This window comes from Isoptericola sp. NPDC057559, from assembly GCF_042801555.1.
Classification (GTDB): Bacteria; Actinomycetota; Actinomycetes; order Actinomycetales; family Cellulomonadaceae; genus Isoptericola.
The window spans coordinates 81,034-96,729 of the sequence record NZ_JBHVFQ010000008.1; the positions used below are offsets into that span (position 1 = coordinate 81,034).

Annotated in this window: 14 protein-coding genes; 10 read left to right on the plus strand and 4 right to left on the minus strand. The window is 75.1% G+C overall.

Features of this window, described 5'->3' with window-relative positions; translation table 11 throughout:
• Positions 1–69: 69 nt before the first annotated feature.
• Positions 70–1,005 (minus strand): cold-shock protein, encoded by a 936-nt coding sequence (locus tag ACFU5J_RS10205; protein WP_430576869.1) that lies wholly within the window; start codon positions 1,003–1,005, stop codon positions 70–72.
• A 150-nt stretch (positions 1,006–1,155) separates the two neighbouring features.
• Here ACFU5J_RS10205 and ACFU5J_RS10210 point away from each other — a divergent pair, with 150 nt between their 5' ends.
• The 6 genes from ACFU5J_RS10210 (at position 1,156) to ACFU5J_RS10235 (ending at position 8,445) form a co-directional block, all read left to right on the plus strand.
• A complete protein-coding gene (locus ACFU5J_RS10210; RefSeq protein ID WP_430576870.1) occupies positions 1,156–1,671 on the plus strand; it encodes a DinB family protein in 516 nt (171 codons plus the stop codon).
• Between the two features lie 130 nt (positions 1,672–1,801).
• Positions 1,802–3,169: an efflux RND transporter periplasmic adaptor subunit gene (locus ACFU5J_RS10215; RefSeq protein WP_430578644.1), complete on the plus strand. Its 1,368-nt coding sequence runs from the start codon at positions 1,802–1,804 to the stop codon at positions 3,167–3,169.
• A complete protein-coding gene (locus ACFU5J_RS10220; RefSeq protein ID WP_430578645.1) occupies positions 3,169–3,918 on the plus strand; it encodes an ABC transporter ATP-binding protein in 750 nt (249 codons plus the stop codon). Before ACFU5J_RS10215 ends, ACFU5J_RS10220 begins: the two co-directional genes overlap by 1 nt.
• The gene (locus tag ACFU5J_RS10225) at positions 3,915–5,132 is read left to right on the plus strand and encodes an ABC transporter permease (RefSeq protein WP_430576873.1); all 1,218 of its coding nucleotides are present in this window, start codon (positions 3,915–3,917) and stop codon (positions 5,130–5,132) included. Before ACFU5J_RS10220 ends, ACFU5J_RS10225 begins: the two co-directional genes overlap by 4 nt.
• 66 nt (positions 5,133–5,198) lie before the next feature.
• Positions 5,199–6,176, plus strand: coding sequence for a DUF5666 domain-containing protein (locus ACFU5J_RS10230; protein ID WP_430578646.1), 978 nt, complete (start codon positions 5,199–5,201; stop codon positions 6,174–6,176).
• The gene (locus ACFU5J_RS10235; protein ID WP_430578647.1) at positions 6,169–8,445 is read left to right on the plus strand and encodes an HlyD family efflux transporter periplasmic adaptor subunit; all 2,277 of its coding nucleotides are present in this window, start codon (positions 6,169–6,171) and stop codon (positions 8,443–8,445) included. The genes ACFU5J_RS10230 and ACFU5J_RS10235 overlap by 8 nt, the downstream gene beginning before the upstream one ends.
• Before the next feature lie 33 nt (positions 8,446–8,478).
• Here the strand turns inward: ACFU5J_RS10235 and ACFU5J_RS10240 are convergent, their stop codons facing one another.
• Both ACFU5J_RS10240 and ACFU5J_RS10245 read right to left on the minus strand, forming a co-directional pair.
• Positions 8,479–10,020, minus strand: a complete 1,542-nt coding sequence (locus ACFU5J_RS10240) for a sensor histidine kinase (protein ID WP_430578648.1) — start codon at positions 10,018–10,020, stop codon at positions 8,479–8,481.
• The gene (locus ACFU5J_RS10245; RefSeq protein WP_430578649.1) at positions 10,013–10,798 is read right to left on the minus strand and encodes a response regulator transcription factor; all 786 of its coding nucleotides are present in this window, start codon (positions 10,796–10,798) and stop codon (positions 10,013–10,015) included. Before ACFU5J_RS10245 ends, ACFU5J_RS10240 begins: the two co-directional genes overlap by 8 nt.
• A 251-nt stretch (positions 10,799–11,049) precedes the next feature.
• On the opposite strand from ACFU5J_RS10245, the gene ACFU5J_RS10250 reads away from it, so the two are divergent.
• The 4 genes from ACFU5J_RS10250 to ACFU5J_RS10265 are packed head-to-tail and all read left to right on the plus strand — an operon-like array spanning position 11,050 to position 15,110.
• The gene (locus ACFU5J_RS10250; protein WP_430578650.1) at positions 11,050–12,015 is read left to right on the plus strand and encodes a polyphosphate polymerase domain-containing protein; all 966 of its coding nucleotides are present in this window, start codon (positions 11,050–11,052) and stop codon (positions 12,013–12,015) included.
• Positions 12,012–12,683 (plus strand): DUF4956 domain-containing protein, encoded by a 672-nt coding sequence (locus ACFU5J_RS10255; protein ID WP_430578651.1) that lies wholly within the window; start codon positions 12,012–12,014, stop codon positions 12,681–12,683. Before ACFU5J_RS10250 ends, ACFU5J_RS10255 begins: the two co-directional genes overlap by 4 nt.
• Positions 12,684–12,687: 4 nt before the next feature.
• Positions 12,688–14,439 carry a CotH kinase family protein gene (locus tag ACFU5J_RS10260; RefSeq protein WP_430578652.1) on the plus strand — a complete coding sequence of 584 codons (1,752 nt, stop codon included), beginning with the start codon at positions 12,688–12,690 and terminating at the stop codon, positions 14,437–14,439.
• Positions 14,436–15,110, plus strand: a complete 675-nt coding sequence (locus ACFU5J_RS10265) for a TetR/AcrR family transcriptional regulator (RefSeq protein ID WP_430578653.1) — start codon at positions 14,436–14,438, stop codon at positions 15,108–15,110. The genes ACFU5J_RS10260 and ACFU5J_RS10265 overlap by 4 nt, the downstream gene beginning before the upstream one ends.
• 11 nt (positions 15,111–15,121) lie before the next feature.
• On the opposite strand, the gene ACFU5J_RS10270 is transcribed toward ACFU5J_RS10265, so the two are convergent.
• Positions 15,122–15,598: a GNAT family N-acetyltransferase gene (locus tag ACFU5J_RS10270; RefSeq protein WP_430578654.1), complete on the minus strand. Its 477-nt coding sequence runs from the start codon at positions 15,596–15,598 to the stop codon at positions 15,122–15,124.
• Positions 15,599–15,696 lie beyond the last annotated feature (98 nt).

Below are 15,696 nucleotides of genomic sequence, written 5' to 3' on the forward strand. Positions count from 1 at the left end.
TTGCCCGGGGCGCCGATATTCCCGCAGGTGGCCCCCGCTGTTCGCCGTGAGCGAACAGCGGGGGGATGCTCAGATCAGCTCGACGCCGTCGGCCTGCGGCCCCCGGTCGCTCTGGCGCACCTTGAAGCGGACCCGGTCGCCCTCCTCCAGGAACTCGGCGCCCCGCACGACCGACACGTGCACGAACAGGTCCTCGCCCCCGGCGTCGGGGGTGATGAAGCCGAAGCCGCGGTCCGCGTCGTAGCGCGCGACGGTGCCCTCGCCCCCGCGCACCGGCCCGGACGCCGGGCGACCCGAGCGACCGCGGTCCGAGCGGCCCCGGTCGCCCGCCCCGCGCGCGCCCCCGGCGCCGCGCACGAGCTGCACGTGGCGGGCGGTCGGCCCCTTGTCACCCTCGACGACCTCGAACGTCACGCGCGCCCCCTCGGCGAGCTCCACGCCATGTCCGAGCGCGCTGACGTGGACGAAGACGTCGCCGCCGCCCGCGTCGGGGACGACGAACCCGAAGCCCTTGGTGTCGTCGTACCAGGACACGGTGCCGTCCGCGCCGTCGGACGCCGGCCGTGCGGCCTCCGCCGCGAGCGGCAGCAGGTGGTCCGCCTGCGGCCCCTTCTCCCCCTCGACGACGAGGAACGCCACCCGCTGCCCCTCCGAGACCACGCCGCCCCCGACGATGGCCGAGCTGTGCAGGAAGATCTCGTGGCGACCGTCGTCGGGCGTGACGAAGCCGTACCCCTTGGCCGGCTCGTACCAGGCCACGGTGCCGAGCACGCCCAGGGGCGCGTCGGCGGGCCGGTCGCCCGTGACACGGACGCGGCGCGCCTGCGGGCCACGGTCGCCCTCGCCCACCTCGAACTCGACGGCCTGACCCTCGCGGAGCAGCTTCGGCCCGTCCTCGCCGACGATCTCGGACGCGTGCACGAACAGGTCCTCCGCCTCGTTCCCGAGGTCGATGAAGCCGAACCCTCGGTCGGCGTCGAACCATCGGACAGTTCCCTGGGGCACTTCAGACTCCTCGTCTTCGCAGATATTGCTGTCTCCAGTGTCCCTGACAGATCAGCAGACGGGTCCGACGAGTCCTGCCGGGCCCCGTCCCCGTCCCGGACCCGCGGAATCGGGGCGACGACCGGCCTCGCGCTGGGGAACACTCGCCCCATGACTCAGCGCACCGACACGCCGCCCACGTGGGACGAACGCACCCAGCTGGCCACGTACCTCGACTACGCCCGCGACACCGCGCGCGCCAAGTGCGAGGGAGCGTCCCCCGACGACGCCCGCAGGGCCCCGCTCCCGGGCTCGCCCCTGATGACGCTGAGCGGGCTGATCAGTCACCTGCGGTGGGTGGAGCACCACTGGTTCCAGGTGATGTTCCTGGGCGACGAGCCCGAGGGTCCGCTCACCCTGGCCACGGACGACGACCCCGACCCCGAGATGCGGCTCGCCGTCGACGTCCCGCTGCCCGAGCTGCTCGCCGAGTACGAGGAGCAGAGCGCCCGCTACCGCCGGCTGGTCGCCGAGACCGACCTCGACGCTCCGGCCGCGCGCCCCCTCGGCGACGGCCGCCACGCCGACCTCCGCTGGGTGCTGCTCCACCTCATCGAGGAGACGTCCCGCCACAACGGCCACCTCGACGTCGTGCGGGAGCTCGTCGACGGGAAGACCGGGGTCTAGTCGTCCGCGTCGACGGAACGGCCGCACTCACAGGAACCCCATAGCCTCGCGATAATCCCGTCCCAGCCACGCTCCCTAGCGTCCCGATCACTCGCCGCCTGCCGGGCGGCATCGATCCAGGGAGTCGAGGGTGTTGCTGCAACGCTCGCGGTCGTCCGTGCCCGCACCGCCGCCGGGGCCGAGCCCCGCCGACCCGCCCGACCGCCCCCGCCGGCCCCGCAGGCGCCGGCGCGCGATCCTCGTCGGGGCCGTGGCGGTCGTGGTCGTCGCCGCCCTGGTCGTGTGGTTCACCGTGCTGCGGCCGCGCACCTCCGACCCGGCCGCGGCCGCGTCGCGGACCACCACGGCCCAGGCCGCCACCTCGACCTTCGAGCAGACCGTCACGACCACCGGCACCCTCGCGCCGAAGGTCCAGGAGGACGCGTCGTTCGCGGCCGCCGGCACGGTGCAGACGGTCGAGGTCGCCGAGGGCGACACCGTGAAGAAGGGCCAGACCCTCGCGACGATCGACACCCTCCAGCTCGACGCCGCGCTCGCGGAGGCCAACTCCGACCTCGCGCAGGCGAAGGCGGACCTCGCCGACGCGCAGGAGGCGGACGACGGCTCGGACGCCGCCGACGCCGCCGTCGAGGCGCGCGAGAGCTCCGTCGCGGTCGCCCAGCAGTCGTACGACGACGCGGAGGCGGCGATGTCCGACGCGACGCTCAAGGCTCCGGCCGCGGGCCTCGTGACGTCGGTCGGGGTCGCGGTCGGCGACACGGTCGGCTCGTCGTCGGGCACCGGGTCGACCGGCTCCGGGTCCGGGTCCGGCTCCACGGGCGGCGGCACGGCGCCGAGCGCCGCCGGCTCCACGTCCACCACGTCCGGCTCGTCGTCGGACGACGCCGCGGTCACGATCGTCGGCACCGACGCCTGGACGGTGGACGTGAGCGTGGGCGAGGCCGACGTGGCGTCGATCGCGAAGGGCGACCAGGTCGAGATGACCTCCGACGACCTGACCGACACCGTGTTCGGCACGGTGAGCGAGATCGGGCGGCTGCCCTCGACGTCGCAGGGCGCCGTGGCCTACCCGGTGACCGTCGGCGTCACCGGGCACCCCGACGGCCTGCACGACGGGGTGAGCGTGGACGTCTCCATCGTCACGGAGCGCCGCACCGACGTGCTCTCCGTGCCGGCCGCCGCCGTCACCACGGCCGACGACGGCACGTCGACGGTCACGCTCGTCGACGCCGACGGCTCGACGTCCGAGCAGGCCGTCGAGACGGGCGACACCTCCGGCCAGTCGGTCGAGATCACGTCCGGCCTCTCCGAGGGCGACACCGTGCAGTACACGCTGTTCACGCCGGGCGCCGGGCGCGGGCAGGGCGGCGGGCAGGGCGACCTGCCCGACGGCTTCGACCCGTCGCAGGTGCGCGGCGGCCAGGGCGGCTTCCCGGAGGGCTTCGACCCGTCCCAGCTGCCCGCCGGCGGGGCGCGCCCCGGCCAGGGAGGGAACTGATGACCGCGCCCACGAGCGCCGTCGACCTCGCGGTCCAGGCCCCCACCCCGGCACCCGTCATCGACCTGCGCGACGCCCGGAAGACCTACCGCACCGGCGACCTGGAGTTCGAGGCCCTGCGCGGCGTCGACCTGCGGATCGAGCGCGGCGAGTACGTCGCGATCGTCGGGCCGTCCGGCTCCGGCAAGTCCACGCTCATGAACGTGCTGGGCTGCCTCGACACGCTCACGGCGGGCAGCTACCGCATCGCCGGCGACGACGTGGCCGACATGGACGAGACCGACCTCGCGAGCGTGCGCAACGAGCAGATCGGGTTCGTGTTCCAGCAGTTCAACCTGCTGCCGTCGCTGTCCGCGCTGCGCAACGTCGAGCTGCCGCTGGTGTACCGGGGCGTGGCCCCGGCCGAGCGCCGCGAGCGGGCCACGGAGGCGCTCACGCGGGTGGGCCTCGGCGACCGCACGGCGAACCGGCCCGGCCAGCTCTCGGGCGGCCAGCAGCAGCGCGTCGCCGTCGCGCGGGCGCTCGTCGGCGAGCCCGCGCTGGTCCTGGCGGACGAGCCGACCGGCAACCTGGACTCCCGCTCCACCGCGGACGTGCTCGACCTCTTCGACGCGCTGCACGCGCAGGGCCGCACCATCCTGCTCATCACGCACGAGCACGAGGTCGCGCAGCGGTCCCGCCGCGTCGTGCGGGTGCTCGACGGCCGGATCACGTCCGACGAGCCGAGCGCCAGGGCGGTGGCGCCATGAGCTGGGCGGAGACCCTCGGCACCGCGTGGCACGCGATCCGCGCGCACACGATGCGCTCGCTCCTCACGGTGCTCGGCATCCTCATCGGCATCGCCGCGGTCATCCTCACGGTCGGGCTGGGCCTGGGCACGCAGAAGGACGTGTCCGAGGACATCAGCTCGCTCGGGTCGAACCTGCTCATCGTCACGCCCGGGTCGTCCACCGACTCCTCCGGGATCCGCGGCGGCTTCGGCTCCGCCTCGACGCTCACCGCGGCGGACGCGGAGGCCCTCGGCTCCGACGTCGCCGTCCCGGACGTCGCCGCGGTCACCGCCGAGAAGGAGTCGTCGCAGTCCCTCGAGGCGGGCGACGCCAACTGGACCACGACCGTCACCGGCGTCACCGGGGACTGGCTGGGCGTGCGCTCCCGCGAGCTCGCGTCGGGCGAGTTCGTCGGCGCCGACTCCACCGACGAGGTCGTGCTCGGCCCCGAGACGGCCACCGAGCTGTTCGGCTCGACGAACGTCGTCGGCCGCACCGTGAGCATCGCCGGGACGACGTACGACGTCGTCGGCGTGCTCCAGGCGGCCGGGTCGAGCGCGTCGACCAACCTCGACGACACGGCCGTCGTGTCGATGACGGCGATGACGTCGGGGATCACCGGCGGCACGGACACCTCCGTCAGCACGATCTACCTCAAGGCCACCGACACCGACGCGATCTCGGCCGCGTACCAGGAGGCGCAGTCGCTGCTGCTCGCGCTGCACGGCGCGACGAGCGCCGACGCCGCCGACTTCACGATCGACTCCCAGGACTCGCTCGTGTCCACCGCGACGTCCGTCTACCGCACCCTCACCGTGCTGCTCGCCGGGGTGGCGGGGCTGTCCCTGCTGGTCGGCGGGATCGGCGTCATGAACATCATGCTCGTGTCCGTCACGGAGCGGACCCGCGAGATCGGGCTCCGCAAGGCGCTCGGTGCCCCGCCCGGCGCGATCCGGCGGCAGTTCCTCACGGAGGCGTCGATCCTCGGCATCACCGGCGGGCTCGTCGGTGCCGGCCTCGGCGTCGTCGCCGCGCTCACGCTGCCCGCGGTGCTCGACTCGTCGATCGTCGTGTCGCCCGTGGCGGTGGCCGGGTCGCTCGCGGTCGCGCTCGCCATCGGCCTGGTGTTCGGCGTCTACCCCGCCGTGCGCGCGGCACGCCTCGCGCCCATCGACGCGCTCCGCAGCGAATGACACGGCGCGGCGAACGACCCGGCGCACGACCGACCACCTGACCTCCCCGCACACCCAGGAGACCCCATGACTCCCCTGACACCTACGACCCCCCGCACCTCCCCACGCCGCCCCCGCGCCGCGCTCGCCGCCGCCGGCGTCGTCGGCCTCGCGCTGGCACTCGCCGCGTGCTCCGCCTCCGACGCGGCCACCACGGACGGCCCCACCGCCGGCTCCTCCGGCGGGTCCTCGGCCGGCTCCTCGGACGGGCCGGGCGGGCAGGACGCCCGCGGCGGCGGCCAGGGCCGCACGCCGGGGGTCTCCGGCGAGGTCGCCGCCGTCGACGGCACGACCGCCCAGGTGCAGGGCGACGACTCGCAGACCGCGGTCACCTGGACCACGGACACCACCATCACGCTCGCCGTCGACGGCTCGCTCGACGACGTGGCCGTGGGCGCGTGCGTCGTCGCGACCACGGGTGGGACGCCCGGCGACGACGCCGCCGGCTCGGACGCCACCGGCACGGAGGGCTCCCCGGCGTCGTCCGTCTCCGTGAGCGAGCCGGTGGACGGCGAGTGCACCGGCGGGTTCGGCGGAGGCGGGTTCCCCGGTGGCGGCGACCGACCGGAGGGCGCGCCGTCCGGCATGCCCACCGACATGCCCACCGACGCGCCGTCGGGCATGCCGACCGACATGCCGTCCGGCGGCCCGGGCGGCGCGGGGCGTGGCGGCTTCGGCGGCATGACCGCCGGGACGGTCACCGCGGTCGACGGGTCGACCATCACCGTGAGCGCCACGACGTCCGACGGCGACGCGTCCGAGCAGACCGTCACGGTGGACGACGCGACCGCGTACACCGTGCAGCAGGACGGCGCCGCCTCGGACGTCACCGTCGGCACCTGCGTCACCGCGCAGGGCGAGGAGGACGACAGCGGCACGCTCGGAGCGACCAGCCTCCGCCTCTCCACGCCCGGCGACGACGGCTGCTCCAGCGGCTTCCCGGGCGGCCGGGGCGGGTTCCCGGGCGCCGGCGACGGCGGCCAGGGCGGTGACGGCGATGCGTGACACGGCCGCACGACGGCGCCGCGCCACCCGGCACCGGCTCGTCGCGGCGGGGGTGGCCGTGGTCGTCCTCGGGGCCGGGGGCACGGCGTTCGCCCTCCGTCCGGGCGAGGCGCGGTACCGCACCGTGGCCGCGGCGACGGGCGACGTCGCGCAGCACGTGTCGGTGAGCGCGACGGTCGCCTCCGCCCGCCGCGCGGACACGACGTTCGGCACGTCCGGGACGGTGGCGTCGGTCGACGTCGCCGCCGGCGACCGCGTCGCGGCCGGGGACACCCTCGCCACGCTCGACGCCGACGAGCTGCAGGACACCGTCGACGACGCCACCCAGGCCCTCGCGGAGGCGAAGCAGACGCTCTCCGACGACCTCGACGCCCAGGCCTCCGGGACCGCGTCGACCAGCACCTCCGGCTCCTCCGGGACGGGCGGCGTGCAGGCGAGCTCGGCCACGTCGTCGGGCGCGTCGTCGGGCGCGTCGTCGGGCGCGTCGTCGGGCGCGTCGTCGGGCGCGTCAGCGGTGCAGCTGGTCAGCGCGACGTCGACCGCGGTCGCCACGACCACCGCGACCGCTCCGACGGCAGCGACGGCAGCGACCGGCGGCGGGAGCGCGGCCGGTGACGCCGACCAGGCGGTCACGGCCGCGCGGGCGGCGCTCGCCGCCGCCCAGAAGGACGTCGAGGCGGCGCAGGACGCGCTGCTCGACGGGTACGAGTCCGTCGAGGACGCGCTGCTGGCCGGGACGACCGCGCTCGGCGCCTCGGCCGACGCCGTGACGGCCGCGACCGGCGACGACAGCGCCTGCGCGGCCGTCCTCGCCGCGGACGACGGCGCGGACGACGGCGCGGACAACACGGACGGACCGGCGAGCGGCGGTGCGGGCACGGACGCGGGCGCCGCGACGTCCGACGCGGACCTGGCCGCCTGCGTCGACGCGATCGTGGCGGCGCAGGACGCGCTGGTGGCCACCGACACCGCCCAGCAGGCGACCGGGCGGGCCGAGGGGGCCCTCGGCGACCTCGTGGCCGACCTGGACGACGCGGTGACGACGCTCGGCACGAAGGCCGACGCGCTGCACGACGCGGCCCGGGCCGCCCAGGGCGCCGGCACGTCCGGCGGGAGCGGCACGCAGGGCGGCGGAACCCAGGGCGGCGGAACCCAGGGCAGCGGAACCCAGGGCAGCGCACAGGGCAGCGCACAGGGCAGCGCACAGGGCGGCACGAAGGGCGACGGGTCGACGCCCTCGGGCTCGGCCGGCGGCTCGGGCGCCCCCGCCGGTTCCGGCGTGCCGTCGGGATCCGGCACGCCGAGCGGCTCGGGGACCTCGGACGGTTCCGGCGCCCCGTCCGGCTCCGGGCTGGCGGGCTCCGGGTCGGGCTCCGGGTCGGGCTCAGGGCTGGCGGGCTCCGGGTCGGGCTCCGGGTCGGGCACGGTGACGGCGGAGCGCGTCCTCGCGGACCGCGCGGCGGTGACGGTCGCGCAGAGCCGGCTCGACATCGCGGAGGCCGCGGCGGCGGCGGGCACCCTCACGGCGCCGATCGCCGGGACGGTCGCCCAGGTCGACGTGACGAAGGGCGCGAGCGTCGGGACGGGGGACGCGGCCGTGACGGTCCTCGGCGACGGCGGCTACGTGCTGACCACGACGCTGGACCTCGCGCAGGTGCGTTCGGTCGCCGTCGGGCAGCCGGTCACCGCGACGGTGCCGGCGACGGGCGAGGAGTACACGGGCACGGTGAGCAGCGTCGGCGTCGTCGACGGCTCCGAGACGTCGACCCCGTCGTACGCGGCGACCGTCGCGCTCGACGCCCGCGGCACGGCCGACACCTCTGCAGACGGCGACGCGGACAGCGCCGCCGACAGCACCGACAGCACCGCCGACAGCACGGCCGCCGAGGACCTGCCCGAGGGGGCGTCCGCCTCGGCGACCATCGAGGTCGCGACGGTGGACGACGTGCTCGTCGTCCCGACGTCCGCGGTGACCGCCGACGGCGCCGCCCGCACGGTGCGCGTGCTCGACGGCGACGCGGTCCGGACGGTCACCGTCACCACCGGCGCCGTGGGGCCGGAGCGCACCGAGATCACCGACGGCCTCGCCGCCGGCGACGAGGTGGTCCTCGCCGACCTGGGCCAGCAGATCGTGCAGGACGACGACGAGGGGTCGAGCGGGCTCGACGGGCTCGGCGGGTCCGACGAGCGGTCCGGCCGGCAGGGCGGCGGCTTCCCCGCCGGCGGGTTCCCCGAGGGGTTCCAGCCGCCGTCGGGCGCGTCCCGCTGAGGGCGGGACGGCGTTCACCCGACCCCGGTCGGATCACGCGGCGCCGACGGGCAGCCGCACGGTGAACGTCGTCCCGGCCGCCGGGCCGCGCCCTGGGGGCCGCTCCCCCGCCGTGGCCGAGCGGACGGCGATCGTGCCGCCGTGCGCGGCGACGATCGCGTCGGCGATCGCCAGCCCCAGGCCGGTCGACCCGCCGGTGCGGTTGCGCGCCGCGTCGCCGCGCGTGAAGCGGCGGAAGAGCGCGGGTCGCAGGGCGGCGGGGATGCCGGGCCCGTCGTCGGACACGTCGAGGACGACGGCGTCGCCCCGGCGCGCGAGCCGCACCTGCACGTGCGTGCCCGCCGGGGTGTGCGTTCGCGCGTTGGCGAGCAGGTTGGCGAGCACCTGGCGGAGGCTCGCCTCGTCCCCGGTCACGACGAGCTCGCCGTCACCGGCCTCGGCGCCTGCCGCGTCCTCGTCGCCGGGGAGGTCGAGCGCCCAGGCGTGCTCCGGGCCGGCCGCGTGCGCGTCCATCACCGCGTCGACGGCGAGCGTCGCGAGGTCGACGGGGGCCCGGTCGAGCGGGCGGCCGGCGTCGAGCCGCGCGAGGAGCAGCAGGTCCTCCACGAGGGCCGTCATGCGCACCGCCTCGGACTCGATCCGGTCCAGCGACCGGGCCGTGGTCGGCGGGAGGTCGTCGGGCGCCCGGCGCACCAGCTCCGCGTAGCCGCGGATGGACGCCAGCGGCGTGCGCAGCTCGTGGCTCGCGTCGGCGACGAAGTGGCGCACCTGCATCTCGGAGTCGTGCCGGGCCTGCAGGGACGTCTCGACGTTCTCGAGCATCCGGTTGAGCGCCGCGCCCACCTGCCCCACCTCGATGCGCTCGTCGGTGAGCTGGTCCGGGACCCGTGGGATGCCGGCGACCGCGCCCTGCGCGAGCTCGAGCTCGGACACCCGGCCCGCCGCCGCCGCGACGTCGTCGAGGGGCCGCAACGAGCGGCGCACGAGCCACGCCCCGACCAGCATCGCGGCGGCCAGCCCGGCGACCCCGAGCGCCGCCTCGACCAGCACGAAGCGGTGCAACGTCGCGGTGACGGTCGCGGTGGTCCGCGCCACGATCGACGTCTGCCCGTCGTCGGTGGTCACGTGCACCGCGCGGAACCCGCCGAGGTCGGGCAGCTCGACGTCGTGCGCCTGCCCGTCGGCCGGCACGGCCTGGAGGGCCGCGACCTGCGCGTCGTCGAGCGCCTCGCGCTCGAGCGACGACGTGACGTGGTCGGCGAGCACGAGCTCGCCGTCCACGGTCCGCACGACGGCGCTGCCCGGGCCGAAGCCCGCGGGGAACGCCGACGGCGACGGGGACGGGGTGCCCGAGCCCGGGGGCCGCCGGCCCGGCCCTTGGGAGAGCCGCTGGCTCGCCTGCTCGAGCTCGAGGTCGGCCTGCGCGACGAGCTGCGACCGCAGCACCGCCGTCGAGACCGTCGCGAGGCCGACGGTCACCACGACGACGACCGCCGCGAGGACCAGCACCAGCCGGCTCCGCAGCGCCGTCGGGCGCCGGGTGCGGGCGCGGCGCGCCGGCGCCGTCTCAGGCACGGGACCCGCCGTCGCCCCTCGCGGGTTTGAGGACGTACCCGACGCCGCGCAGCGTGTGGATCATCGGCTCGCGCCCCCGGTCGATCTTGCGGCGCAGGTAGGAGACGTAGAGCTCGACGATGTTCGCCTGCCCGCCGAAGTCGTAGTTCCACACGCGGTCGAGGATCTGCGCCTTCGACAGCACCCGGCGCGGGTTGCGCATGAGGTAGCGCAGCAGCTCGAACTCGGTCACGGTGAGGCGGACCTCGTCGCCGCCACGCCGCACCTCGTGCGCGTCCTCGTCCAGCTCCAGGTCGCCGACGACGAGGACCCCGTCCTCGGACTCGGTGACAGCGCCCCCGCGCCGCAGGAGGCCGCGCAGCCGGGCGACGACCTCCTCGAGGCTGAACGGCTTGGTGACGTAGTCGTCGCCGCCCACGGTGAGCCCCGCGACGCGGTCCTCGACCGCGTCGCGCGCGGTGAGGAACAGCACCGGCATGTGCGCGCCCTGCCCCCGCAGCCGCCGCAGCACGGTGAAGCCGTCCATGTCCGGGAGCATGACGTCGAGCACGACGACGTCGGGGCGGGACTCCCGCACCATCCGGATCGCCGCGTTGCCGTCGGGGGCGGCGGCGACCTCCATCCCCTCGAGGCGCAGCGCCGACGTGAGCAGCTCGGCCAGGTTGGGCTCGTCGTCGACGACGAGCACGCTCACGGGCGACCCGTCCGGGCGGCTGAGGCGTGGCTGTTCGGTGCGGCGCTGGCCGGTGCGGCCGGCAGGCCACGGGGCAGAGGTCATGGCGCCAGGGTGGCCCGCGTACCGGTGCCGTCCCTGAGCCGAACCTGTGCGTTCGCCATGAGTTCGGTCGCGCGGAGGCGTGCCGATCGGCGGTCCGACGCGGCCGCACCGTGGAGTCGGGCCCCTCCGACCTCCGCCGTTCCAGGAGGCGCATAGGTTCGCCCGCCAGCCTGCAGGCTCCCGAAAGTTCACCCGCCGGACAGCCGCCGTTCACCCCGCGGCCGACCCGGCGACTGCGAGAGGAGCGCACCGTGCGACGTCCGTCCCGACGCACCGCCGAGCCCCGGGCGACATCGAGCACCCCCGGCACGGACCACCCCGCGGGCGCCGCGACCTCGGCGCGCACGGCCACCGCGAGCCGCCTGCACGCGTTCAACCGGTTCGAGATCAAGTACCTCGTGCCGCAGGACCAGGCCGAGGAGCTCCGCGCGGAGCTCCGCCGGCACATGGACGACGACGCCTACTCCGGCGAGCGCGGCTACCCGATCACGAGCGTCTACTACGACACCGCCCAGCTGAAGTTCTACTGGGAGAAGGTCGAGGGCCTGCGGTTCCGGCGCAAGCTGCGCGTGCGGCACTACGGCACGGCGGACGACCTGACGCCCGACTCGACGGTGTTCGTCGAGATCAAGCAGCGCGTGAACCGGGTGACGCAGAAGCGCCGCGTCCTCCTGCCGTACCGCGACGCGCTGCGGCTGTGCTCACCGGAGGGCTACGAGCCCGAGGGCGAGGTCGGCGCGCGCGAGCGCGCGTTCCTCGCCGAGGTGGCCACGCTCGTCGGCGAGCTCGACCTGCACCCCACCGTGACGACCGGGTACCACCGCGAGGCCTGGGTGGGACGGGAGGCCGACCTCGGACTGCGCGTCACGCTCGACCACCGCCTGCGCGGCCGGGACCGCGACTTCCACCTCGCGTCCGAGAGCCCGAACCGGCTCGTGCTGCCCGCCCGCCTGTCCGTGCTCGAGGTCAAGGCCGACGAGCGCGTGCCGGCGTGGGTCACGGACCTCACCGCCCGGATGAGCCTCGACGTCGTGCGGATCTCGAAGTACTGCCAGAGCGTGCAGGCGTTCGGCCTCGCGCCGCGCTCGACGATGCACGCCCCCGACGAGCTGGACGACGTCCTGGGCGCCGGCCGCCCCGACGACGGCCCCACCGACCGCACCACCCCGCACGGCGTCGCCGACGCCCCCGACCGAAAGAGTGTCCTGGTCCGATGAACCTGCAAGATCTGAGCGGAACCTTCTCCGTCTTCGACGTCGCGATGACGCTCGTGCTGTCCTTCGTCCTGTCCTCGGCCATCGGCTGGGTCTACAAGCGGACGCACCGGAACATCTCCTACAGCCAGTCCTACGTGCAGACCCTCGTCATCATCGGCATGGTCGTCGCGGTGATCATGCTGGTCGTGGGCTCGAACATCGCCCGCGCGTTCGCCCTCGTGGGCGCCCTGTCCGTGATCCGGTTCCGCAACGCCATCAAGGAGACCCGCGACGTCGGGTTCATCTTCCTCGTGATGGCGATCGGCATGGCCGTCGGCACGCGCTTCTACCTGCTGGCCGCCGCGGCGACCGCGATCATCCTGCTCGTCATCTTCCTCATGCAGCGCTTCGACTGGTTCAAGCTCGACATCCAGCGGCAGGTGGTCAAGGTCCAGGTGCCGCCCGAGCCGCGGTACCAGCAGGACGTCGCCGACGTGCTGGTCCGCATGACCCAGGAGTTCGAGCTGGTGAGCGTCGAGACGGTCCGGGGCGGCGCCCTGACCGAGCTGTTCTACTCGGTGCGCCTCAAGGGCGGCGTGACGACCGCCGAGGTCATCGACGAGCTCGGCGCGATCAACTCCGGGCAGAAGGTCACCGTCCTGACCGGGTACGACCAGTCCGACATGTGAGCGGGTGACCGACCACGTGAACACGCGCATCGCAAGCCTCCGCAAGCGCCTCCCGATCCGGCTGCGGCAGCACTGGAAGCCGATGACGGCGGGCGTCGTCGGGGTCGTCGTCGCCCTGACCGTCTTCGGGGACGTGACGATCCGGCCCTACTCCACGAGCTCGGCCGCCGTCACCGACGAGGAGCGCATCACCCAGGACGTCGCGGGCACGGTCGACCTCTTCGACGACTCCGTGAGCCACGAGATCTCGCTGTCCTACTCGCAGCGCCGCTACGACGGGATGCTCGACGCCTACTTCGCCGACGGCAAGAAGGAGTGGATGTCCGCCGACATCACCATCGACGGCACGACGATCGAGGACGTCGCCGTCCGCCTCAAGGGCAACTCCACGCTGTCGTCGCTGGTCGACGAGCGGGACGGGTCGTCCACGCAGGGCGAGCGCGCCCCGGGCGGTATCGGCGGCATGGGGGGCATGGATGGCATGGGTGGCGGCAAGGGTGGGCCCGGCGGGCAGGACGGCGGCATGCCGCAGCTGCCCGAGGGCATGGAGCTCCCCGAGGGCATGGAGCCGCCCGAGGGCATGGAGCCGCCCGACGGCGGCCAGCTGCCCGAGGGCGGCATGCCCGGCGGCGGTGCCGGCGGCGGCGGGTTCGCGGGGACCGGCGTGTCCCTGACGACCGCCGAGCCGGAGAACCTGCCGCTGCTGGTGAGCTTCGACGAGAACGAGCCGGGCCGCGCCTACCAGGGCAGGACCCAGCTGTCGATCCGCCCGGCGAGCGCGTCGAGCGCGTCGTCGCTCAACGAGGCGGTCTCGCTCGAGCTCACGGAGCGGACCGGCCAGCCCACCCAGGACTACGCGTTCACGACCTACACGGTGAACGACCGCCCGACCACGACCCGGCTCGTCGTGGAGAACCCGGACCCGCAGTACGCCACCGAGCTCGACGGCGACGGGGTGCTCTACAAGCTGCTGTCCACGAGCTCGTTCACGTACCAGGGCGACGACCAGACGGAGTACACCGACGACTTCAAGCAGACCAACCTCAACGGCAGCCAGGACCTGCAGCCGGTCGTGTCGTTCCTGAAGTGGCTGGACGGGGCCTCCGACGAGGAGTTCGCCGCCGACCTGGACCAGTGGGTCGACGTGGGCTCGTTCGCCACCTACCTGGGCACGCAGGAGGTGCTCGACAACTTCGACACCATCTCCGGACCCGGCAAGAACGCGTACCTGTACTACGACCTCGACACCGGCCTCCTCAGCGTCGTCAGCTGGGACCTCAACCTCGCGCTCGGCGGGATGGCCGGGCCCGGCGGCATGGGCGGCCAGATGCCCGACGGCGGGATGCCCGACGGCGGAGGGACGGACGGCCCGCCCGGGGGCGAGCAGGGCGGCCCGGGCGGCGGGACGGGCGGCGGCATGATGAACAACAACGCCCTCGTCACCCGGTTCGAGGAGAACGCCGACTTCTCCGCGATGGTCGACGACGCCGTGAGCGCGTTGACCGGCGAGTGGATCGACAGCGGGAAGGCCGCGGCGCTGGTCGACGAGGTCGCCGCGCGGGTGCCCGCCACGGACGGCGTCGACCAGGCCACCATCGACGCCGACGCCACGACCGTCCGGTCGAAGCTCACCGCGGGCGGGGCGGACGACGCGTCCGCCCCGGGGCCCACGGACGGGTCGTCGAACGGGTCGTCGAACGGGTCGTCGAACGGGTCCACGGGCGGGTCCACGGGAAGCTCCCCGGAGAACGGATGACCGACGCCAGACCGCCCGGGCTGCGGGAGCGCAAGCGCGCCGCGGCCCGGGCGCGGGTCGAGGCGGCCGCCGTCGACCTCTGTCTCGAGCACGGCTACGCCGCGGTCACCGTGGCACGGATCTGTGCCGCCTCCGGGGTCGCGCAGAGCACCTTCTTCAAGTACTTCGGCAGCAAGGACGCCGCGATCCTCGGCCGGCCGCCGCACCCGAGCGAGGACGCGGTCGAGGCGTTCGTCGGCGCGGACGGCCCGCTGCTCGACGACCTGGTCGCCCTCCTCGTCACCGGGGCCCGGGAGGCGGTGGGCGACCTCGACCTGTTCCGGCGGCGGTTCCAGCTCCTGGAGGGAGACGCGCGGCTGAGGTCACGGGAGATCGGGCACCTCGCGGGGCCGCGGTCGTGGGCCGTGACCGCGGCGCGGAGGCGGCTGGAGCGCACCAGCCGGCTGCCCGCGCCCGACCTCGACGCGCGGGCGCACCTGGCCGTCGTCCTCGCCTCGGGGCTCCTGCGGCACACCCTCTGGTCGCTACCGGTGGTCCCGGGCGCGCCGTGGGACGAGGCGCTGCGCCGGAGCCTCGCGCTGGCGGGCTCGCTGCTCGCCGAGGGACGCCCGGCCGTCCGGCGGGGCCCGCCGACGGCGTCGCCCGTGGTTCGCGGTCGACGCCGTCCGTAGCCGAGAAGGGCTCAGAGCGGCTTGCGCATCTGCTGCGTGACGACGGCGTACCCGGAGGTGTCGTACAGCGCGACGGCGGTCGCGTTGCGCCCGTGGACGTTCAGCTCCAGCGCGGTCGCGCCCGCCTCCCGCGCCGCGTCCTCCGTCGCCGCCAGGACCGCGCGCCCGAAGCCCTGCCCCCGCCGCTGCTCGAGCACCTCGATGTCGTAGAGGAACGCGACGCCCGGCAAGCAGTGCGGCGGGTCCAGCGCCACCCAGGCACGACCCACCGGCTCCCCGTCGGCGTCCACGGCGAACCGGACGAGCATCCGCTCGGTGGCGAGCCCCTGCGGGAGCAGCTGGGCGCTCTCCTCGCGGGCGCGGCGCACCGACCCCTCCCACGGCCAGCGGCCCGCGGCGACCTGCTCGGCCGCGTACCCCTCGGCCAGCTCGTCCTGCCACTCGTCGAACTCCGTCGGGGTCATCTCGCGCAGCGTCACCGTCGTCATGCGGGCATGTTGGCACGCGGCGAGCCACAGCGTCGCGGACGCGCCCCGCGGAGCGGTCGCAACCCGTCCGAGCACACGCCCGCGCACACGCCCGCGCA